General features: G+C 55.0%; 21 protein-coding genes. 6 read left to right on the top strand and 15 right to left on the bottom strand.

Going from position 1 to position 21,979, the window contains the following annotated elements; translation table 11 throughout:
• Positions 1-38: 38 nt before the first annotated feature.
• Positions 39-497 (bottom strand): YaiI/YqxD family protein, encoded by a 459-nt coding sequence (locus SK53_RS10775; RefSeq protein WP_003859141.1) that lies wholly within the window; start codon positions 495-497, stop codon positions 39-41.
• Positions 498-594: 97 nt separating this feature from the next.
• Between SK53_RS10775 and proC the strand changes: the two genes are divergently transcribed.
• A complete protein-coding gene (gene proC, locus SK53_RS10780) occupies positions 595-1,404 on the top strand; it encodes a pyrroline-5-carboxylate reductase (protein ID WP_022650449.1) in 810 nt (269 codons plus the stop codon).
• Between the two features lie 16 nt (positions 1,405-1,420).
• On the opposite strand, the gene adrA is transcribed toward proC, so the two are convergent.
• The 5 genes from adrA to SK53_RS10805 all read right to left on the bottom strand — a co-directional run bounded on the left by adrA (position 1,421) and on the right by SK53_RS10805 (position 5,777).
• Positions 1,421-2,524 carry a diguanylate cyclase AdrA gene (gene adrA / locus SK53_RS10785; protein WP_023324219.1) on the bottom strand — a complete coding sequence of 368 codons (1,104 nt, stop codon included), beginning with the start codon at positions 2,522-2,524 and terminating at the stop codon, positions 1,421-1,423.
• A 102-nt stretch (positions 2,525-2,626) separates the two neighbouring features.
• Positions 2,627-2,947 carry a phosphate starvation-inducible protein PsiF gene (gene psiF, locus SK53_RS10790; protein WP_022650447.1) on the bottom strand — a complete coding sequence of 107 codons (321 nt, stop codon included), beginning with the start codon at positions 2,945-2,947 and terminating at the stop codon, positions 2,627-2,629.
• A 293-nt stretch (positions 2,948-3,240) separates the two neighbouring features.
• Positions 3,241-3,501, bottom strand: coding sequence for an anti-adapter protein IraP (iraP, locus tag SK53_RS10795; protein WP_003859148.1), 261 nt, complete (start codon positions 3,499-3,501; stop codon positions 3,241-3,243).
• 208 nt (positions 3,502-3,709) lie between these two features.
• Complete coding sequence (locus SK53_RS10800) at positions 3,710-4,924, bottom strand: multidrug efflux MFS transporter (protein ID WP_015571317.1); 1,215 nt, start codon at positions 4,922-4,924, stop codon at positions 3,710-3,712.
• Positions 4,925-5,093: 169 nt separating this feature from the next.
• On the bottom strand, positions 5,094-5,777 hold the full coding sequence (locus SK53_RS10805; protein WP_003859154.1) for an extensin-like domain-containing protein: 684 nt from the start codon (positions 5,775-5,777) through the stop codon (positions 5,094-5,096).
• A 104-nt stretch (positions 5,778-5,881) separates the two neighbouring features.
• Here SK53_RS10805 and ddlA point away from each other — a divergent pair, with 104 nt between their 5' ends.
• The gene (gene ddlA, locus SK53_RS10810) at positions 5,882-6,979 is read left to right on the top strand and encodes a D-alanine--D-alanine ligase (RefSeq protein ID WP_045344169.1); all 1,098 of its coding nucleotides are present in this window, start codon (positions 5,882-5,884) and stop codon (positions 6,977-6,979) included.
• Positions 6,980-6,982: 3 nt separating this feature from the next.
• On the opposite strand, the gene SK53_RS10815 is transcribed toward ddlA, so the two are convergent.
• Positions 6,983-7,204 (bottom strand): DUF2754 domain-containing protein, encoded by a 222-nt coding sequence (locus SK53_RS10815; RefSeq protein WP_003859157.1) that lies wholly within the window; start codon positions 7,202-7,204, stop codon positions 6,983-6,985.
• Between the two features lie 248 nt (positions 7,205-7,452).
• On the opposite strand from SK53_RS10815, the gene SK53_RS10820 reads away from it, so the two are divergent.
• On the top strand, positions 7,453-7,755 hold the full coding sequence (locus tag SK53_RS10820) for a DUF2755 family protein (protein ID WP_003859159.1): 303 nt from the start codon (positions 7,453-7,455) through the stop codon (positions 7,753-7,755).
• Here the strand turns inward: SK53_RS10820 and SK53_RS10825 are convergent, their stop codons facing one another.
• Together SK53_RS10825 and sbmA are read right to left on the bottom strand one after the other, a co-directional pair.
• Positions 7,756-8,853: a DUF1615 domain-containing protein gene (locus SK53_RS10825; RefSeq protein ID WP_048209288.1), complete on the bottom strand. Its 1,098-nt coding sequence runs from the start codon at positions 8,851-8,853 to the stop codon at positions 7,756-7,758.
• Between the two features lie 12 nt (positions 8,854-8,865).
• On the bottom strand, positions 8,866-10,086 hold the full coding sequence (sbmA, locus tag SK53_RS10830; protein WP_003859162.1) for a peptide antibiotic transporter SbmA: 1,221 nt from the start codon (positions 10,084-10,086) through the stop codon (positions 8,866-8,868).
• Positions 10,087-10,437: 351 nt separating this feature from the next.
• Here sbmA and ampH point away from each other — a divergent pair, with 351 nt between their 5' ends.
• Positions 10,438-11,598, top strand: a complete 1,161-nt coding sequence (gene ampH, locus SK53_RS10835; protein ID WP_003859164.1) for a D-alanyl-D-alanine-carboxypeptidase/endopeptidase AmpH — start codon at positions 10,438-10,440, stop codon at positions 11,596-11,598.
• 2 nt (positions 11,599-11,600) lie between these two features.
• Here ampH and SK53_RS10840 read toward each other — a convergent pair whose 3' ends face one another.
• Complete coding sequence (locus SK53_RS10840; protein WP_003859165.1) at positions 11,601-12,227, bottom strand: helix-turn-helix domain-containing protein; 627 nt, start codon at positions 12,225-12,227, stop codon at positions 11,601-11,603.
• Positions 12,228-12,315: 88 nt separating this feature from the next.
• Positions 12,316-15,090, bottom strand: a complete 2,775-nt coding sequence (locus SK53_RS10845) for an autotransporter outer membrane beta-barrel domain-containing protein (RefSeq protein WP_048209290.1) — start codon at positions 15,088-15,090, stop codon at positions 12,316-12,318.
• 452 nt (positions 15,091-15,542) lie between these two features.
• Here SK53_RS10845 and hemB point away from each other — a divergent pair, with 452 nt between their 5' ends.
• Together hemB and SK53_RS10860 are read left to right on the top strand one after the other, a co-directional pair.
• Positions 15,543-16,517, top strand: a complete 975-nt coding sequence (gene hemB / locus SK53_RS10855) for a porphobilinogen synthase (protein WP_003859169.1) — start codon at positions 15,543-15,545, stop codon at positions 16,515-16,517.
• Positions 16,518-16,645: 128 nt separating this feature from the next.
• The gene (locus SK53_RS10860) at positions 16,646-18,370 is read left to right on the top strand and encodes a bifunctional ornithine lipid synthase OlsF (protein ID WP_048209292.1); all 1,725 of its coding nucleotides are present in this window, start codon (positions 16,646-16,648) and stop codon (positions 18,368-18,370) included.
• A 69-nt stretch (positions 18,371-18,439) separates the two neighbouring features.
• Here the strand turns inward: SK53_RS10860 and tauD are convergent, their stop codons facing one another.
• The 4 genes from tauD to tauA are packed head-to-tail and all read right to left on the bottom strand — an operon-like array spanning position 18,440 to position 21,852.
• The gene (gene tauD / locus SK53_RS10865; protein ID WP_048209294.1) at positions 18,440-19,291 is read right to left on the bottom strand and encodes a taurine dioxygenase; all 852 of its coding nucleotides are present in this window, start codon (positions 19,289-19,291) and stop codon (positions 18,440-18,442) included.
• Positions 19,288-20,115, bottom strand: a complete 828-nt coding sequence (gene tauC, locus SK53_RS10870; protein ID WP_045350620.1) for a taurine ABC transporter permease TauC — start codon at positions 20,113-20,115, stop codon at positions 19,288-19,290. Before tauC ends, tauD begins: the two co-directional genes overlap by 4 nt.
• Complete coding sequence (tauB, locus tag SK53_RS10875) at positions 20,112-20,879, bottom strand: taurine ABC transporter ATP-binding subunit (RefSeq protein ID WP_003863171.1); 768 nt, start codon at positions 20,877-20,879, stop codon at positions 20,112-20,114. The genes tauC and tauB overlap by 4 nt, the downstream gene beginning before the upstream one ends.
• Before the next feature lie 10 nt (positions 20,880-20,889).
• A complete protein-coding gene (tauA, locus tag SK53_RS10880) occupies positions 20,890-21,852 on the bottom strand; it encodes a taurine ABC transporter substrate-binding protein (RefSeq protein WP_003863172.1) in 963 nt (320 codons plus the stop codon).
• Positions 21,853-21,979: the final 127 nt, after the last annotated feature.

The following is a 21,979-nucleotide window of genomic DNA, read 5'->3' on the forward strand; positions in this document are numbered from 1 at the left end:
GGAAGCCACACTGTACCACAAAACCGCCCGGAGGTGGGCTACGCCGGGCGGCGCTTCACTTCCAGCAGCCATTTATCCAGCTCGGCGGCAAACTGCTGGCGATCGCGCTGCGACAGGCTGTCCGGCCCACCGGTTTGCACGCCGCTGGAACGCAACGTATCCATAAAATCACGCATGGTGAGCTTCTCCCGGATCGTTGCCGGAGAGTACCGCTCGCCGCGCGGGTTAAGCGCCGCGGCCCCCTTCGCCAGCACGTCGGCAGCCAGCGGGATATCCGCCGTGATCACCAGATCTCCTGCGTCACACAGGCGTACTATCTCGTTATCCGCCACGTCAAACCCGGCCGGAACGCGCAGAGATCGGATGTATCTGGAGGGCGGCACGCGGATATTCTGGTTCGCCACCAGCGTTAGCGGCATCTGCACGCGCTCGGCAGCACGAAATAAAATCTCTTTAATCACATTCGGACACGCGTCCGCATCAACCCAAATCGCCATCGTCTCTCCCCATTATGATTCTGGCGACTATTGTCGCCTGCATTTCGTTGTTAAGCTATCAATGAGAGATAACAACGCATAATAACGGAGAGACGTGATGGATAAGAAAATCGGGTTTATCGGCTGCGGAAACATGGGCAAAGCTATCCTCGGCGGACTGATTGCCAGTGGGCAGGTGCTGCCGGGGCAGATTTGGGTCTATACCCCATCCCCGGATAAAGTCGCGGCGCTGCGTGATGAGTATGGTGTCAACGCTGCCGAAAGCGCGCAGGAAGTGGCTCAGGTGGCGGATATTGTCTTTGGCGCCGTTAAGCCGAATATCATGATTAAAGTCCTGAGCGAGATCACCTCCAGCCTTAACAAAGAGACCCTGGTGGTGTCGATTGCCGCAGGCGTGACCCTCGATCAGCTCGCCCGCGCGCTGGGTCACGACCGTAAGATTGTTCGCGCCATGCCAAACACCCCGTCGCTGGTGAATGCCGGTATGACCTCCGTTACCCCGAACGCGCTGGTCACATCTGAAGACGTGGCAGATGTACTGAATATCTTCCGCTGCTTCGGCGAAGCGGAAGTGATTGCCGAACCGATGATCCACCCGGTGGTCGGCGTGAGCGGCTCTGCCCCGGCGTATGTATTTATGTTTATCGAAGCCATGGCCGATGCCGCCGTATTGGGCGGAATGCCGCGCGCGCAGGCCTACAAATTTGCAGCGCAGGCGGTGATGGGCTCGGCCAAAATGGTGCTGGAAACGGGTAAGCATCCGGGCGAATTGAAAGATATGGTGTGCTCGCCGGGGGGCACAACCATTGAAGCCGTGCGCGTGCTGGAAGATCGCGGATTCCGCTCCGCCGTGATCGAGGCGATGGAAAAATGCATGGAAAAATCAGAGAAGCTCAGTAAGTCCTGATGCGCTACGCCGGGCGTCAGGCGGCCACTTCGGTGCGGCCCCGTCCGGCATTTTTGGCTTTATAGAGGGCCACGTCCGCCGCCTTTAGCCATTCACGATAGTGGGTGAACTGCGCTCCCCAGGGGGCAACCCCAACGCTGATACACAACCTCGCCGTTGGTGCTCCGTGCAGCGGCATGTTGACCAGCCGTTCATGGACGCGCGACATCGCTGCAATCGCGCTGTCGGCAGGCGTGCCGGACATGATCACCGCGAACTCATCCCCACCAAAGCGGCCAATATAATCGCCTGAGCGCAGAGTCAGCTGAAGCTGGCGCGTAATGGCAACAATCGCTTCATCTCCCACGTCATGCCCCCAGGTGTCGTTGATCGTCTTGAAGTGATCGATATCAATGAGCAGTATCGTCGCCTGTCGATGGCTGCGACGGCAGGCCTCAAATTCGTAACGCAGCAGCGTTTCCCAGTGACGGCGATTGAACACGCCGGTCATTCCGTCGCGGGTACTCATCAGCTCAAGCCGACGCTTATGCTCTGCCAGCCGGATCGCCGTGCGGTGGCTGAGCCATGCAAACAGCATGGGGTAGACCACCAGCACGGGGAGCGTCAGCCACAACGCCAGCGGTTCAGAGGTCAATAGCACAGGAGTACCCGTGGATTGCACGGTGAGCAGAGCAGACAGGGCAAGCAGCGCCAGTCCTGTCAGAAATAAGCGACATCCCCCCGATCCCATCATATTCATGCCGATCATCATGATCAGCGCCGCCGTTGGTAGCGCATTGAACCCTGTTAGCCCCATCCAGACACCGGCAAGAATGGCATCGATTTTCAGATTAACAATTTCACTTCTGTGGGGTTCAGCCGAACGAAAAGCCAGCTGCCAGGCCAGATGGGGCCAGACAAAGACCCAGCCCACCAGCAATAACCACCAGACGCCGGAAAGAAACTGGCTCACCAGAACGCTGGCAAGCGGAACAAATAGCGCCGCCAGACCAACGATGCGTGCCAGCCGTATTCGCCGGGCAAATCGCAGACCGGAACGGTATGAATCATCCTGAGAAAGCTGCTGGTGCCACGCTTCCCGAATGTTCTCGTGACTGTCATAAAACTCATCATTCATCATCTTTGGGAATATTCTGAAACATTTTCCCAAATTATAGAGAGGGGGATAGCGGGGAAAGTATGAAATTTTGGGTGAGCCACAGCCGTGACTCACCCGTTAGCACTACGCCTGTTTTTTCAGGCACGCGCTCATGAACTTGCTGCGATCGTCGCCTTTCAGCATCTGCTGTGTCGCCTGGGCATTGCACTCGCGCATTTTTTGCTGCTGCGGGGTCAGGCTTTTTTCACCGGGTTTTGTCGCACCATTTTTTAGGCAGTCGCTCATGTACGTTTTACGGGCATCCCCTTTCAGGCTTTGCGATGTCGCCTGTTGGTTACAGGTCGTCATGCGTTGCTGCTGGGGCGTCAACGTTTTCTCTTCCGCATGTGCTGATGCCATCAGACACAGGCCAGAGAGCAGGGTAATCAGTATTGTTGTTTTCATTGCACCATCCTTTATGTGAAGTTCCACGTTAAGTCTGGTTCGTTACGGAAAAAAAACCACCCTGCGCACCTGATTTTCGCCGGGCTCCGCGGTTATTTCAGCCCTGTAGCGGCACAATGATCATTATCCGGTTTCGCCGGCAGGGAGGCGGTAATTAATAGCAGAAATTATGCGGTGAAAACTGTGCTCTGTCTCAATTTAATTTACCCTGAAAAATGTGTAAAAATAAAAACAGAGCGACGCCAGGCATCCTGCATGACAATTCTGTGACATGTCATTTCACCTCTGGCCGGTTAACTGCGAGGATGCCTCAAAAGCTTTTTTACGTATTGCTGAAGCAGCTCCGCATCCTCTGCGGGAACCTGTGAATCAGGGCGAGCTTTTTCCAGCGCGCCTTCAACGTTGTCGATCAACGCCTCCTGCTCTGGTTTTGCCATCTGTCGCAGCAGCGCCGTCACAACGATTTCCAGCGCCTCGACCTGGGCAACCAGCTCTTTCGACTCTTCTTCCTTTTGGGCAAGCTTAACCAACAACTCAGCAATGAGATTTTTCATGGTGCTATTTCCTTATGTGATTTCCCCTGAAATTAACACCCTCACTGAATAATGAAAAGCATGGATTGGCTTTATCTTATGCAAAAGTGACATCGCTGCCAAAAAAGATATTTCGTGGAGAAAGCGAAACGTTTTTCTAAAAGAAAGGCGCCGCATTTCGTTATATAAAAATGCGGCGTTCATAAGAATAAATAATATATTATCGTGTTTACCGGGCCGACTTTGCCTCAGCGATTCGCCTGCGACGGCGTAAGGCAAAGGCCAGTTGAATAATATTCAGCAGTACCACCACCGCCGTCGCGGCAAATACCCAGCGGAAACCCGCCATCGCCGAGACCGAGGCGCCAATAAGCGGACCCGCTACGTTGCCTAAATACATGAACGACTGGTTGTAGCCAAAAATGCGGCCGGTTACCTGGTCACTGGAATATTTCACCAGCAGCGTCTGAACAGCGGGCAGCATGGCGCCATCCGCGAAGCCAAGCAGGAAGCGCAGGATGCCCAACTGAAGAGGTGTGGTGACGAATGACATGGCAAAGAAAAGGATCACCGCAATGATGAGCGTTGCCATCAGAATACGTGCCGTACCGATCCTGTCGCCCAGTTTCCCCAGGCGCGGAGCAGACATCAGCGCCGACACGCCCGGCACGGCGGCAATCATCCCGCTCAGAAACGCAATGTTGCTGCTGTCCGGCGCCATCGACTTGATAAACAGCGCCAGAATCGGCCCCACCGAGCCGTTACAAAGCTGGATCACCATCGTCGTCACAAAGAGGCTAATCATCAGGCCAGGATAAGGCAGCGAGGCGAAAACCGCTTTTCCGCTCAGGCGTTCGGATTTGCTGACAACAGGCCGCCCGCCCTCTTTAATCAGAAAAAGGGTGACCAGAAAGCTGATCGTCAGCAGGATCGCAGTAATGATAAAGACCGCACGCAGCCCGACATGGTCCGCCAGGAAGCCGCCGAGCAGCGGGCCGCCAATGACCCCGCTGATCTGGGCGGTGGAAAGCGTGCTGAGCGCCCAGCCGCTTCGCTCACGCGGTACCTGTGAGGCCACCAGCGCCATGGCATTCGGAATGTACCCAGAGGTCAGCCCCATTATCGCCCGCAGAATAAACAGCTGCCAGACGTTGGTGGCGAAGGCCTGGAGCAAAATGGCTATCGCCATCCCCAGCGAGGCGCGGAGCAGCATCAACTTGCGCCCCTTGCGATCTGCCAGGCTACCCCACATCGGCGACACAATGGCGGAGACCAGAAACGTCACGCTGAACGTCAGGCCGGACCACATGGAGAGCGCTTCATGGGAAGTGACCCCCAGCTGCGACACATACAGCGGCAGGAAGGGCAATATCTGGCTGATAGCCAGTCCGGTGAAGAAGCAGCCGAACCAGACTGAAATGAGGTTAACTTTCCAGGATTCCATAACAGAAATAGTCTTCATTTTTAGGCGAATTCGCCGACAGATTAGCAAGTTACGCGCAATGACATAGCGCCAGAGATGCGGCCTTGCAGACTTTGGTGTTTTATCTTCCCAGTCATCATATTTGTGAAATAAGTCACAATTCATCCAAATTTCGGCGGAAGATTATGCTTCATCGACATAATCCATATCCGCGCATTCCCAGATGGAAATGGTTGGCATGGGCGGCATTATAGTCCGGTCCCAGACCGTTACCGTAATAACCACAGCTTGCCGAGAGCAGCGCCTGTAGCCAGGGCTGCGTCTTTTCCGCTTTCCAGCCGTTTAGAACGGTAACACGCTGTCCGTTTGCCAGCCTGAAAGCGCTGATATCCAGCGCATCCGCCGTGGCATGTTCGCTGCGCCGCGCATCCGGGCGGCTGTAGATATTGCGGCAGGCAAAGCTGCCCAGATGTTCAATACGCGCAAGCTCGCTTCCCGTCCAGGTTTTGGTGAGCGGCCGGGCCTGCTGGCTGACAAACAGCGCCGAACTTAACGCCAGCGGGCAACTGGCAAGAAAGCTGCTGTTCAGACTGACCGGGCCAAAATCACGTACGCGCACCACGTTACTCAGTGGACACTCCCCGGCGCTGTCAGCGACCGCCTGGGTACGGATAAGCCGACGTTGGTTCGCCTGCGTTAACAGGCTTTCGCACGCCTGGGGGGTTAAACGCCGAAGTTTAAACTGGGTTATTTTTCCGGGCGGATCGTCAAGCGTAAGCGGCACGAAAGGGTTGTACTGCGACGGCAACCAGCGGTAGCCCACCGTGACGATCCCGGCAATAACAATAAGAATAAACAGACCTTTTCCTTTCACGCGCCCCCCTTCAGCATCCCTCAAAACATTATGGCAGAAGGCCGCGAAACCCGCCGGGCATCGTGGTATGTTATTGGCTTTTCGTCAGACTGGAAGAGAGTGAGATGGCAAAGCAGCGCGTAGGTATTGTCTTTGGGGGAAAATCGGCAGAGCACGAGGTGTCATTGCAATCGGCTAAAAATATCGTTGATGCGATTGATAAAAGCCGTTTTGACGTGGTGCTGCTGGGCATAGATAAACAGGGCCAGTGGCATGTTAACGATGCCAGCCAGTATCTGTTACACGCTGACGATCCGGCGCACATCGCCCTTAATCCTTCTGATATCAGCGTCGCAACGGTTCCAGGCGTGGTACAGGGACAGCTTATCGATGCCGGGAACGCGCAGGCGCTGGCACAGATTGACGTGGTGTTTCCTATCGTTCACGGCACGCTGGGCGAAGATGGCTCCCTGCAAGGCATGCTGCGGATGGCGAACCTGCCGTTTGTCGGTTCCGATGTGCTGGGCTCTGCCGCCTGCATGGATAAAGACGTCACAAAACGTCTCCTGCGCGACGCCGGTCTGAATATTGCGCCGTTCGTGACGCTTACTCGTGCCAACCGCGATAAACATAGCTTCGCGCAGATCCAGGCGCAACTCGGCCTGCCGCTATTTGTGAAACCAGCAAATCAGGGCTCGTCCGTTGGCGTCAGCAAAGTCACCAGCGAAGCGCAGTTTAACGAAGCCGTTCGTCTGGCCTTTGAGTTTGACCATAAGGTGGTGGTTGAGCAGGGAATTAACGGACGCGAAATTGAGTGCGCCGTACTGGGCAACGACTTCCCGCAGGCGAGTACCTGCGGTGAAGTAGTGCTGAACAGCGACTTCTATTCCTACGACACCAAATATATTGACGACAAAGGTGCCCAGGTTGTGGTCCCCGCCGCGCTCGATCCTGACGTTAACGACAAGATCCGCGCGATCGCCGTTGAAGCCTATCAGGCGCTGGGATGCTGTGGGATGGCGCGCGTCGACGTGTTTCTGACGCCGGATAACGAGGTGGTGATTAACGAAATCAACACCCTGCCGGGCTTTACCAATATCAGCATGTACCCGAAACTGTGGCATGCCAGCGGGATAAGCTATCCGGAACTGATCACCCGCCTGATTGAACTGGCGCTGGAGCGTCACGCCGCTGACAGCGCCCTGAAAAGCTCTGTTAACTAACGGTTAGTCGGTTTTCTCTGCCGTCGTCGTCTCATCGGGGCGACGGCGGATAATGAATCCCGCCAGCCAGAAACTGATTACCCAGGTCACCAGCCCAACCGCATAGGTTTGCCAGCCTTTCGCTTCAAATCCCAGCAGCCCGACAACACCGTTGAGAATAAAGATCAGCCCGATCGCAAAGGCGTAGTAATGCCAGTCACGGCGTAGTTTGGAAGTGAGCTTCATGACAACTCCGGCAGAAAAAAAACTATCCTCTCACAGTTTGATAAAGGCGTCTGTGGCGGATACGTAAATTCTGAAAAGCAGCGCAGTTTCACTTATGTTATCAATTTGTGACGTGATGCAGAATTCGACAATCCAGGAGAAATCCTGAACCGAATTTCCCACGATTCTGATATTGACAAATGCTATGACCTGTCACACTCACCCTGTACGACGCGTATTAAAACAGAGTGATATTTTCGGGAGGTCTTATGGCAGACTTTACATTGTCGAAACCGATTTTTGGCGGAAAACAACCAAAAACCTCCACGGCGGGGAATATTGCCTATGCCCTGTTTGTTCTGTTTTGTTTCTGGGCAGGAACCCAACTGCTGAATATGCTGGTGCATGCTCCTGGCGTGTATGAGCATCTGATGCAGGTGCAGGATACAGGCCGCCCACGCGTTGAAATCGGTTTAGGCGTGAGCACCGTATTTGGACTCATTCCCTTCCTCGCGGGCAGCATGGTTCTGGGCGTGATTGCCCTCGTCCTGCGCTGGCGCAATCGCCACTGATTACAGTCCCATACAGCGTGCCCGACGATCGTCCACGCGTTTCGCGAACCAGGCGGTCGTCAGGTTACGCGTGATCTTCGGGCTTTCCAGCTGAATCCCTGGCAGAATGGCTCTGGGTAATGCCTTTCCACTTTTCTTCTCGGCCAGCGCAAAGACCTGCTTATAGAGATCCGTTTTCTCAAACGCCAGGCTGTCGCCCTTCTCCAGCTGTCGGCGAATGTCGTTGTTGCTCATCTCCAGCTTCGTCGAGAGTTTTTGCACCGCACGTTCGGTGGTCCCAGCCTCACTGCTGCCGTATGCAATGAGATCGCCATCCAAAGCGAGCTTCACACCGCTGGCGCGGCTTACCGCATTCTGGAAGGCTGCATTTCGGCTGGCATACCAGCCCGCATTAAAGTCGGCAAAGCGATACAGCGGTTTATCGTAGTTGGCCGGATAATTCAGCAGGTGATACGTCCCAAACCACAGCCCACCGCGCAGGGAGAAGACCTCCTGACGCACCGTACCATCGATATCCCACGGATAGCCGTCGGTATGCTTTTCCGCAAATGCGATACTCACCTGCATCGGACCGCCGGTATGCACCGGATTCAGCGATCCAAACAGCTTCTGCCCCATCGGCACCATATTGATGAAATCATCGAAAATGGCGCTAAGCTGCTTCTCGGTTTTCACCGTATCCAGCCGTTCGCTATAGCTTTTACCGTTTGGCGAGGTGATTTTAAGGGCGGTATGTACCAGGAAAACCGGGATATGCATCGATTCGGCCCGGCGGTCGATCTCTTTCCAGGCGATTTTGTTCAGGCCAGGCACAACAGGATCTGACTGATACATCGATTCCTGCTGCGCCACCGCGAGCACCGAGCAGATATTCTCTTCGGTAGGCGCGATCTTCTGGCTTTTGAAGGTCGTTGCCAGCGCATCAGCCCACTCACTGCGATCCTTCACGCTGGCGGGCATCTTCTGCCGCACCACGCTCGCCACATCCACAGGCTTCTCCCCTTCTTTGAGCGGGGCAGCCCCTTTTTCGGCACAGCCCGCCAGCACGAAAGCGGCGAGTAACGTCAGAGGTAATGCACGTGGTACGGCAAATGGCATAGCAATTCCTTTTTAACCTAATGTATGGGTGACTTCCTGCACGTCCTTATCGTCCAGCTCACGCTCGAAACTGCGTAAACGTTTGTAGATGGACATCAGCTCCACAAGCGTAGTCCAGGAGCTAATCAGATACTGGAACGAACCGCGAACCTGACCAAAGACGTTGGTGATTTGGGTCATCAGACCGAGCGTAATCGTACCCGCAACGATGGACGGGAACAGCAGGAACAACCCGAAAACGTTATCAACCTGAAGATAAAGAATGCGCGCGATATTGAAATACATGTAATGGAAATAGAGGCGGAAGTAGTTACGACGTACGGCGCCAAACAGCTCACGCACGGTAGGCGGTGACGCACGGTTGGCATCGTCTTCACCATACACCAGCTCTTTACGGTAGGCCGCTTCCACGCGCTGGTTTTTAAACTCCAGCCCCGGCAACTTGATCCCTACCACCGCCAGCAGCCCCGTTCCCATCAGCGACCAGACAATCGCGGCAATCACCAGGCCGTAGGGCAGATGGCCGACAATCGGCAGCTCCGGAACGTGCGACGAGAGCGTCACCAGCACCGGCAGGAAGGCGATCAGCGTCATGATGGCGTTGATAAAGCTCACGCCCATATCTTCCAGAGTAGAGGCAAAACGCATGGTGTCTTCCTGCACACGCTGTGCGGCACCTTCGATATGTCGCAGGTGCTGCCAGTGCGCCATATAGTGTTCGTTCATCGCGGTACGCCAGCGGAACACATAGTGGCTGACGAAAAAGTTATTCATCACGCCGATCACCACGGCGATGAGGGCGATGCCGAGGAAGATCCCCACCTCATGGTAGAACTGGTTAATGGTCACTTTATGCGGCGAACTCAGCGCCGTCTGGATCAGATCGTAAAACGGCGCATACCAGGCGTTGACCGCTACGCCCACCTCAACCAGGAACCAGGTGACAAAGATGATTAACGACGTGCCGAGAATCGACCAGTATTGCCAGCGGTGAGGAGAATAGACAAACCAGAACATGGCAAAAAGCCCTACGCAGAGCACGTAATAAGCGTAGAAAAGCAGATAGCTCATGGACCAGAAGCGCGCTGCGCTAATGGGAATATCGCCCGTTGCCCCCGTAAGACGGGTCAGCCACGCGCCGCCACCGGCCTGCCAGAAAATGACAGCCAGCAGTGCCCAAATAAATGCCGACAGGAAAAAGGGCCCCGGCTTTGGGAAAAAAGACTTAAACATTGTGCTTCCTTCTTGTTGTTATGGCTGTTGCTGTGTTCAACATATCGCCACACGAAACCTTGCCTGTACCAGCCTCCCGGCTCAGGCAAAAAAGTGAGACCTGCGGGTGAATTATTAGTTCGCTTCCCAATTTTCAAGAATTGTTTCGGTGCGTTTCATTCGCAACAGCGATCGTAGCGTCTATCATACGGTCGATGTCACAAAATGGGAGCCACGCTGCAAGTAAATTGTTCAAATTTACCCACGGTTACGTTTTTCTCGCTATCGTTATGCAAATCGGGCCATTGCCCGACGCCGATTAGTAGTATAACTACCCGTAACTTTCCTTATTCACTTGATGGATGCTTTTCGTTGAAACGTTGTCTGCTCTCTATCGCCGCGCTGTGTGCGGTGAGCCTGTCCACCGCCCAGGCAGCACAGCCTCTGACGGCCCCGGTTCTGGCCTCTGACATTGCCGATCGCTACGCGAACCTTATTTATTACGGCAGCGGTGCGACGGGAATGGCGCTGGTCGTGATCGACGGTAACCAGCGGGTGTTTCGCAGCTTCGGTGAAACACGACCGGGAAATAACGTTCGTCCGCAGCTGGATTCCGTTATCCGTGTCGCGTCGATAACCAAGCTGATGACCAGCGAAATGCTGGTGAAACTGCTCGATCAGGGCGTGGTTAAACTCGACGATCCGCTCAGCAAATATGCGCCGCCCGGCGCTCGCGTTCCGACATATCAGGGAACGCCGATCAGACTAGTGAATCTGGCGACCCATACCAGCGCCCTGCCGCGAGAACAGCCCGGTGGAGCTGCGCATCGCCCTGTCTTTGTCTGGCCAACCCGTGAGCAACGCTGGAACTACCTGAGCACAGCAACCCTGAAATCGGCCCCGGGCTCGCAGGCCGGCTATTCTAACCTGGCGTTTGATCTGCTGGCCGACGCTTTAGCGACGGCCTCGGGTAAGCCCTACCCTCAACTGTTTGAAGAGCAGATCACGCGTCCGCTCGGGATGAAAGATACCACTTACACCCCCTCCCCGGACCAGTGCAAGCGTCTGATGGTGGCGGAAAAAGGGGCCAGCCCGTGCAATAACACGCTGGCCGCCATTGGCAGCGGTGGAGTTTACTCTACGCCTGGCGACATGATGCGCTGGATGCAACAGTTCCTCTCATCGGATTTTTACGCGCGCAGCAATCAGGCCGACCGCATGCAGACGCTCATCTACCAGCGTGCTCAGTTACGTCGCGTCATTGGCATGGATGTACCCGGTAAAGCCGATGCCCTCGGCATGGGCTGGGTGTATATGGCGCCAAAAGATGGCCGACCGGGGATTATTCAAAAAACCGGTGGAGGTGGCGGATTCATCACCTATATGGCGATGATTCCGCAATCAAACGTAGGTGCTTTTGTGGTGGTCACCCGGTCGCCAAATACACGCTTCGTGAATATGAGTGATGGCGTAAATAATCTGGTGGCCGAGCTGAGCGCCAATAAAGCGCAGGTGCTTACGGCCTCTAACTGATCTCAATAGTCCGTGGGCAAACGGTTGATACTGACCAGTTTGCCCCGGCTCATATTGATGTAGTTCCCCTGACGCAGCGCCGCCAGAACCTCCGCAACGACCGAACGAGAAATACGCGTGCTACGCTGAATATGATTCATAACACCAATTTTTGAACGTAGCGCATCATCCCACTCGGCCATATTCAACAGCATCGCCCGAATTTGGCTATAGGAATTATTTCCAATCAGCTGTATATCACGTTTTCCCAGTAAATGGTTTAGCCATGACAGCCAGCAGAAAGCTTCTTGCCAAACATGCGCTTCTTGAATAAGTTCGCATGCAGTAGAGGCAGGCAAATAAAATCCGGTACAAGGTGTTTGTGCAATCAGAGAATATTCAAGATAGTTGTCATTTATCCATGCGCTTAAACCGTGGATATACGGTGCCCGCGCAATACCCATAAGTAATTCGTCTGATTTACGGTGGACGGCAGTCAGACCGGATTGTATGACAACGGTCAATGGTTCATCATCATTATTGCCGGTAGTTATTAATTGTTGTGGTTCGGTCTTAAATGGGGTACCGGCGATTTCCAGACACTTAATGAGCCGGCTTAATTCAGAAAGTGGTTTCGCATTAACGTTCATGCATACCTCAAGTCATCTGTATCTGTCGGTTCTTTATTATTTTTAAAGCACATAAAAAAGCGGGGGCAAAATCCCCCGCGTTTTTTTCTTACCAGGTATATTTCACACCCAGGTTTGCTCCCCAGTTCTGGTCAACGTCGCCGCCGCCCAGATAAGTCGCATCAGTGTAAGCACTGAAGTTTTTCGTGAAGCTGAACTGAGTACCCAGTCCCACGCGAACCGCAGAGCCTTCTACGCCGTTATCAATGCTGTCGTTGTTGATATCAGCATTGTTGTCAGCATCGTCATACACGTAAGCCAGTTTGAAGTAAGGCGTTAATGCCTGCTCGCCGCCGTAGTTGAAGGTATAACCTGCATCCACGCCGACTTCATAACGCATACTGTCGTAAGACTGACCATCGATACGCATGTCGTTGCTTAACTGGTAGTCATCACCGGACTGGAACAGGCCAGAAATCGCCGCGTAAGGCGTGACGTAGCCAGACAGGTTTGGTTTCCAGTCATAGCCCAGTTTCATCCCGAAACCAACGGCGTCAGTCGTGGTATTACCGTCAACATACTGACCATTGCTCATGGTGGCAGAGAGGTCGTTGTTGAAGCGGGTGTAACTCAGTGAGCTGTCGAGGAAGATATCGTTCATGAACTTCGCCGACGCGTAGATCATCACAGTCTGGCTGTCCTGATCGACCTGACCCGTACGATCGCTGATATCACCTTTCGCGAAACCAGCCGCACCACCGACAATCCACTTCGCATTATTACCGTCGATCTGAGTGTCCAGACCTACCATAATGCCGCTTACGTCCTGATCGTAGCTAACGGTGCCATTATCCGCGTCAAAGTTGCCGCCGAAATAGCTCACCCATGCGCCGCCGTTATCTGCCAGGCCATGACGGCTGTTGGTCAGACGGGTACCCACGGTATCCTGTTGCAGATTCCAGATGTTGGTATTGGCAGAAGGAATGCTCAGCGCCATGTTGGCGTAGTCAGTCAGCTCTTCCTGCTGGAGAACAACGGTGTCGCCCTTCTGCTGCGCCTGATAGGTGTATGCACCTAAATCAGCTTTATTTGCCGCAGTAAAGCTGGCAGCGGTATCCGCGTTATTGTCATAGACGCGAATGATCTCTTTGTTTTTGTAGTCAGCTACGGAGCCTGCGCCGGTCGCATCGTCGATGCGCACTTTATAGTTACCGGCAACGTCACCGTTCACCGCCAGATGACCGTCAGAGTTCAGCGCGACAACACCATAGTCGTAGTCCGCTTTATTGCGATCGTTGGTGATATACCGTGCGTTGTTCAGATCGCTGTTCAGCACATAATCGCGGCTGGCAACGTTGAGTACACCGCCATCGGTCAGCACCATATTGTGCGTATCAACCTGACCCAGACCCAGCGCCAGCTCTGCACCGTTGTCCACGGTAATGGTGTTGGCATACAGCTCAGCTGTCTCTTCAGTCAGTGCCGCACGGCTGTAGCTATCCAGATACAGGCTATCGGTTGCTACCGCGCCGTTGTCGCCGATGTTCAGGCTAGACGCATTGGTCAGGGTGATGGAATCCGCCAGCAGGCCGGAGTTTTCAACATTGACCTGAGACTGGTTGTTCACCGTCAGCGCGTCGATGTTGGAGATCTTACGGGTATCCCACTCGGAACCGTTATCCAGCGCCACGTTGAACAGGCCGCTCTGATAAACCTCTTCACCTGCAACGTGACCGTTGCTATCAAAGGTAGAATCAGGCCAGATGCTGTTTGGAGAAAGTGCATGCCAGTCTACATTGCTGTAGCCTTCACCATACATCTGCGCCGTGCCGATGGCCTCAACGCTGGACTGCGCGGCACCCACCCATTTACTGCCGTTGGTCAGCGTGACATCCAGCTTGTCGGTATCATCCCAGCCGTTGGTAGTTGGGTTATAGATGCCGTCATCGGTGGTATCCGTTGCCGGATCGCCATTCTCGTAGAAGTTGTTATCAAAGGTGCTGGAGAAAAGGATGTCGCCGGTAATGGTAGAGTGATCGAAGGTAGCGGTGGTCTGCATAGCGTTATCAGACGCGCCAGCCACAACGATCAGCGCCGCATCATCCGCAGCCGTGGCGTTGGTTTCACCGTAGTCGCTCGGCTTCGCCGTTTGACCGTAGAAGCCGCTGGTACCCAGATCGCTGTACGCACCGGAGGTCAGCACAGAGTCTTTCACCACCAGCGTATCGGTAAAGACATTGCTGCTGTTAGCAACGCCTTCAACACCGTCGTATGGCGTGTTATCCAGATCCTGGTAACCCTGCGTCAGCGTGATACCCGCAACGTGGGAATTGTTCTGAATAACGATATCAGATTCAACGTCCAGCGTGATGGCGTTACCCAGATCATAGGTGTCCAGATAATGCGTTTCAGTGGTTTCGCCATTGACGACATCATACGCGTAATGCTCGTAGGTATCGTTGATGGTGGAGTTATCAACGGTCAGGCTAAAACGATCATACTGGGTATGAGCGGTGCCGTCAGTATCTACGCCATCTGCACACGTCGTGGTCATACACTCTGAGGTGATCATGCCATTAATGGTGCTGTTAGAAATACTCAACGCGTTCGCACGGCCATTGACACCATCATCCAGATAGTATGTCGAAATAACTCCGTTTACGGTTGATTTATTGACGACCGGATAAATGTCACCATCATGTGTGGCATCTGAATAATTCCAGTCAGCATAACCATAATACCAGGGCGTGGACGCAGTATTGTCATATCCAAAAGTATTATATGTCGTGCCGGATATATCTTTCGCATTGGCCTGAGAAGCGATAGCCAGTGTGCAGGCTAATGCAAGTTGTGATACAACCAGTTTCTTTTTCCATGTTTGCATTGGGTCATCCCTCCTCAGGGACGTAAGCAAGTTTGTCCATCAAATCATTTAGCAACATTAAATTGCGGAAGGAATTATGCAGTTTCACTTCGAAAAGGTTCAATGAATGATTCCATTAAGTCCGTATTCAGACAAATAAGCTTATAAACCCACGGCAATATCAATCATTATGAATAAATATTATAAATTCAACTGATTGCAAACTACTTTAGTTGCTTCGACACATATAATAAAAAGCAATTAATCATTTATATTTATAATCCCAAACCAATATAGAAGCCTCACCAATATTACACGCCACGCTGAACATCAGAATAAGATTTATAATATAGACTAAATACATGCAGCGTATATTAGTCGATTTCGAAAATCTAAAAGACAACTTTAGTAAAACACCGCTCCCTGCTTTCAGGTACACTATACCTCTTTGTTCCACAAACATCAGGCATACCATGACCGATTTAATTGCACGTCCCCGTCGCCTGCGCAAGTCACCCGCACTGCGCGCCATGTTTGAAGAGACAACACTGACCTTAAACGATCTGGTGTTGCCGATTTTTGTTGAAGAAGAGATCGATGACTACAAAGCCATCGACGCGATGCCGGGCGTGATGCGCATTCCTGAAAAGCATCTGGCCCGCGAGATCGAACGCATTGCGAATGCGGGCATCCGCTCGGTGATGACGTTCGGTATCTCCCACCACACTGACGCGACCGGCAGCGATGCCTGGAAAGAAGACGGCCTCGTGGCACGCATGTCGCGCATCTGCAAAGAGAGTGTGCCGGAGATGATCGTCATGTCCGATACCTGCTTCTGCGAATACACCTCTCATGGCCACTGTGGTGTGCTGTGCGATCACGGCGTGGACAACGATGCGACCCTGCTGAATCTGGGCAAGCAGGCGGTGGTTGCCGCCGCCGCGGGTGCGGATTTCATTGCGCCTTCTGCGGCAATGGATGGGCAGGTACAGGCGATTCGCCATGCGCTGGATGCCGCAGGCTTCACCGACACCGCCATCATGTCCTACTCCACCAAATTCGCCTCCTCTTTCTACGGTCCGTTCCGTGAAGCAGCGGGCACGGCGCTGAAAGGCGATCGTAAAACCTATCAGATGAACCCGCTGAACCGCCGCGAAGCGATTCGTGAATCTCTGCTTGATGAAGCCCAGGGCGCTGACTGCCTGATGGTGAAACCGGCTGGCGCGTACCTGGATATCCTGCGCGACATTCGCGAACGCACCGAACTGCCGCTGGGCGCATACCAGGTGAGCGGTGAGTACGCGATGATCAAATTCGCCGCGCAGGCGGGTGCCATCGACGAAGAGAAAGTGATCCTCGAAAGCCTGGGGGCGATCAAACGTGCGGGCGCGGATCTGATCTTCAGCTATTTCGCGCTGGATCTGGCCGAGAAGAAAATTCTGCGTTAATCCGCTTTAGCGCCGGGTGGCGACTTCGCCTTACCCGGCCTGCTCTCTGCGCTAATCTTCACCAAACTGCAATACAAACGACATCTCCTCCTTCTACTGTCTGGGCAAGACGGCAGGAGGAGTGATCAATGTTTAGTCTCGACAGCGTTCTTGATGACCTTTGGCCTCAGGCGAGGCCCGCACCCTGGCAAAAAAGTCTGTTAAAAAGACTGCTTCACGAAGACGAATTTCAGCAGTTTGCTGCCAGCCACCGTCACCTGAAAGGGCTGGATATGGTGGATCAGGTTCTGGAACACCTTGATATTCACTGCTCCGTTTCCGCCCGCGATCTCGAACAAATCCCCGAACACGGCCCACTCATTGTGATAGCGAACCACCCCACTGGCACGCTGGATGGGCTGGCGTTGCTGTACGCCGTTTCCCGCGTGCGCCGCGACGTCAGGGTTGTTACCAACAGGATGCTGTCCCACCTTGAGCCCCTCAGTTCATTGTTTATTCCCGTGGATAATATGGGCGGCAGAACCGCAAAAGCTTCGCTGATACAGATGGAGCAGCACCTGCAAAACGCCGGTGTGCTGATCTTCTTTCCGGCGGGCGAAGTTTCCCGCCCAACGCGCAAAGGCATACGCGATAAAAAATGGCATCCGGGCTTTATCAAGCTGGCTGGCAAATTACGGGTGCCGCTACTTCCGGTACATATCCAGGCGCACAACAGCCTGCTGTTTTATGCCAGTACCCTGGTCTCGCCAACGGTATCCATGCTGCTGTTGATGCAACAGATGTTTCGCCGCCGTCACAGTCAGTTGCCGATCAAAATCGGCCAGCAGATTACCTGGAATGACCGGTTTAGTTCTACCCTTTCATCGCGTGAGATGGCCGAGCAGTGTCGTCAGCACGTGATACGTCTTGGCAAGGGATTGCCTGGCGTCTTTAAAACCCAGTGCGCCATTGCCCGCCCGGAAGACAGGGCCACGCTGAAGCGCGAACTGGCGCAGGCCGAGTGTCTGGGAAAAACGAGCGATGGTAAGGCCATCTATCTTTGGCAGCGCAACGGGCAGGAAGAGGCGCCTCTGCTGCGCGAGCTGGGGCGGCTGCGCGAGATTGCCTTTCGTGCCGTGGAGGAAGGCAGCGGGAAGCGGCGGGATACGGACAGCTACGATGATGACTATCTGCACCTCATTTTGTGGGATGACGATGACCTGGAGATTGTCGGCGCATACCGCTTTATGCCAACGGCCATGCAGGTGGAAAAGCGCGGCGTCGAGGGATTGTACAGCTACAGCCTGTTCCACTACGACGAAAAAATGCAGGACATACTGGAGCACGGCATTGAGCTGGGGCGCAGCTTTATACAGCCGCGCTACTGGGGACGTCGCGGTCTGGACTACCTGTGGTCAGGCATTGGCGCCTATCTGGCGCGCTATCCACATTACCGTTACCTGTTTGGTCCGGTGTCCATCTCCGGCGGCTTACCGCCTGCCGCCCGGGATCTGCTGGTCGCCTTTTACCGCCTGTGGTTCCCGGCGACGCATCCGCTAGCCGCCTCGCGCCAGCCCTATCCCGCATCCCTGCCAGACGTGCTGGCGCAATTTGGCGGGGTGGATTACGTGGATGACCTGACAAAGCTCAAATCCCTGCTCGGCAACCTGGGTTGCGGCATCCCGCCGCTCTACAAACAGTATTCCGAGCTATGCGAACCCGGCGGCGTGCAGTTTGTCGATTTCGGCAGCGATCCGGCGTTCAATAACTGTATCGACGGGCTGGTGCTGGTGGATCTGTGTTATCTGAAGGCGAACCGCTATCAGCGGTATATAGAGGCGCACTTAATACCCTCCCCCCAGCCCTCTCCCTAAAAGGGAGAGGGTGAAAACCGCACCGGTCAGTCCCCTCGCCCCTTTGGGGAGAGGGTTAGGGTGAGGGGCTCAAACCGCACGGTAGAACGGCTTATCCCCCAAAATCGTCGCCCGCTGCATAATCCTTCGCTGCGGCAGATAATCCGCATTGACGTAATGCTGCGTGACGCGGTTATCCCAGATCGCCAGATCGTTCTCCTGCCAGCGCCAGCGCACCTGAAACTCCGGTTTGGTGATATGCGCGAACAAGAAGCCGAGCAGCGCCTCACTCTCTTTCTCCGCTACGTCCACGATACGCGTGGTAAACCCTTCATTCACAAACAGCGCCTGCTTTCCGGTCACCGGATGCGTACGCACCACCGGGTGCAGCAGCGGGGGATGTTTTTCGACCGCATCCAGCCAGCGCTGGTGCTCCTCTTCCCTTTTACGGTACTTATATTCCTGGAATGATTTTTTGAAGTCATGCTCCGCCCGCAGGCCGCTCAGTAGGGTCTGGAGCGGCGCGGAGAGCGCCTCAAACGCTGCGATCCCGCTGGCCCACAGCGTATCGCCCCCCGTCTCAGGCAACAGCTTCGCCGCAAGAATCGCCCCGGCTGGCGGTGTGTCGATAAAGGTCACATCGGTATGCCAGTTATCGTTATCCGGCGGGTTATCGTTGTGGGTGTCGAGGACGATAATCTCCTCCACCCCTTCCGCATGCGGATAGACGGGGTGGATATGCAGGTCGCCAAAACGCAGGGCCAGCGCGCGCTGCTGATGCGGGGTAATGGCCTGTTCACGCAGGAACACCACCTGATGACGCAGCACCGCGTGGTACAGCTGCTCAAACTGGTTATCGCTCAGCGGACGGGTTACGTCCAGGCCCGACACTTGCGCGCCAATGTACGGCCCCAACGGGATAATCGTCAGACGTTCACTCATTGTATTTCTCCATGCCAGGGCGTCAGGCGACGCTGTAGCGCGCGCAGTCCCAGTTCTAATCCAAAGGCGATCGCGGCGATCACTGCGATCCCTGCCAGTACCACATCAGTCGCCAGGAACTCTCCCGCCGACTGCACCATAAACCCAAGGCCGCGCGTGGCGGCTATCAGCTCTGCCGCCACCAGCGTAGACCAGCCCACCCCAAGGCCGATGCGCAGCCCGGTCAATATCTCCGGCAGCGCGCCCGGTAAAATGACGAACAGCAGGACCTGCGCGCGGCTGGCGCCGAGCGACTGCGCCGCACGTATGCGTACCTGCTGCGCACTCTTTACGCCAGCCAGGGCCGACATCGCGACCGGCGCAAAAATCGCCAGGTATATCAGTAAGATCTTTGACGTCTCGCCGATGCCAAACCAGATCACCATCAGGGGCAAGTAAGCCAGCGGCGGGACGGGACGGTAAAGCTCTATCAGCGGGTCGAGAATGCCGCGTACCGTCGGGCTCAGTCCCATCGCGATCCCCACCGGAACGCCAATAATGACCGCCGCCAGCAGCGCCACCAGAATACGCGTCAGACTGGCGCCTAAATGCTGCCAGAGCGTGGCATCCATAAAGCCCTGCGGCCCGGCGATAGTAATCAGTTTTTCCAGAACCTGGCCTGGCGGGGGCAGAAACAGCGGGCTTACCCACTGCTGCGCGGCAACCGCCCACCATACCGCCAGCAACACCACCAGCGTGCTGACGCTTAAAGTGATCTGGCGAGAGAACGGCCAGCGTAAGGCAAGGCGCGTCCGCCGCGTTTTTTCACTGAAAACAATGCTCATGAGAACGCCTCCCGTTGCTCAAACACGCGGCTTAAGACGTATTCACGCTGTTCAATAAACAGCGGATCGGATTTGATGCTGCGTACCGGTTCTCCCGCCACATAGCGCCGGGCAAACTCAAGCGGCAGGCGCTCCAGCACGCGTCCCGGCCCCGGTGAGAGCAGCACCAGCTCCGTCGCCATAAACACGGCCTCTTCGATATCGTGGGTGATTAACAGCACCTGCTTGCCGGTTTCGTGCCACAGGCGCAGCAGCAGGGTTTGCATCTGCTCGCGGGTGAAGGCATCCAGCGCCCCGAAAGGTTCGTCCAGCAACAGCAGCTGTGGGTTAGCCGCCAGCGCACGGGCGATCCCGACGCGCTGACGCTGCCCGCCTGAAAGCTGCCAGATAAAGCGTTTTTCAGCCCCCTCCAGCCCGACCTTTTTCAGCATATCGCGCGCCGTATTCAGGCGCTGTTCACGTGCTACACCGGCCAGTTGCAGACCAAACGCAACGTTTTCCTGAACGTTTCGCCACGGGAGTAACCCTTCGTTCTGGAAAACCACGCCGCGCTCTGCGCCCGGCCCCGTGACCCGTTTCCCTTCCAGTTGGATCGAGCCGTGCTGATACGGTACAAACCCGGCGATCAGGTTCAGCAGCGTCGTTTTCCCGCAGCCGGACGGTCCCAGCACCACCAGCAGTTCACCGCTGTCCAGCGTCAGGTTGATCGCTTCCAGGGCGGGTTTGCCGCCGTAATCGGCAGACAGGTTTGTAATGTTCAGCATTGCAGCCCCCTTATTTCACAAAGCGATCGGTCACGAACTGGCTGTAATCCGCCGCCACCGCAGGCACTTTGCCCTGCTCTTTCAGGAACGTCGCAGTGTCAACAATCGCTTTGCTTACCGGCCCGTTCAGCTGCTGGACCTGCTGAGCAGGCGTCAGATAGGTGTTGCCTTTTACCAGCCCCGGCACGTCAGCTTCCGGCACGCCGCTCAGACGTGAGAGTTTCTCCAGGTTGGTGGGCTGTTTCAGCCATTCATCCGGGTTACTGATGTATGGCTGCTGTGCGTCGATGGCGCTTTTGGCGAAGGCTTTCACCACTTCAGGGTGTTTCTCGGCAAAGTCCTTACGTACCACCCAGACATCAAGGGTTGGCGCGCCCCACTGCCCCACTTTTTCGGAGTCGGTCAGCACGGTGCCCTCTTTTTCCAGTTCGTTGACGGCGGGCGCCCAGACGTATGCTCCGTCGATGTCGCCACGCTGCCAGGCGGCAATAATCGCCGGAGGTTGCAGGTTGATGATCTGCACCTGGCCGGGCTTAATGCCCCAGTGTTTCAGCGCTGCCAGCAGGCTGTAATGCGTGGTGGAGATAAACGGCACCGCGATGCGTTTGCCGATTAAATCTTCGGGTTTCGTGATGCTTTTCTTTACCACCAGCGCTTCGGAATTTCCGAGCTGCGACGCCAGCAGGAAAACTTCAATCGGCACCTGCTGGCTGGCGGCCACCGCCAGCGGGCTGGAGCCCAGGTTGCCAATCTGCACGTCGCCCGAGGCTAACGCCCGCACAATCGCCGCGCCGCTGTCGAACTTGCGCCAGTCGACGTTCGCCCCGCTCGCTTTGGCGAAGGTGTTATCCGCCTGCGCGACTTTCGCCGGCTCAGCGGAAGTCTGATACGCGACGGTGACGTCCACCGCCTGCGCCTGAAATGCCCACAGCGCCAGTGCGCCGAGAAGTGTGATCCGCGATGAAATTGCCATAATGTCTGCTCCCTTGTTGTTATGAGAGCAGTATTTCCGGCGCGAGAATTTTGATAAAGGAATAAAAAAGAATCGCTAATGACGATTCGTTTTTAGAAAAAAAGCGGGAAAGGATAGTGAATTTTGT

This window comes from Enterobacter sp. MGH119 (assembly GCF_001037675.1).
In the GTDB taxonomy this organism is placed as follows: Bacteria; Pseudomonadota; Gammaproteobacteria; order Enterobacterales; family Enterobacteriaceae; genus Enterobacter; species Enterobacter hormaechei_C.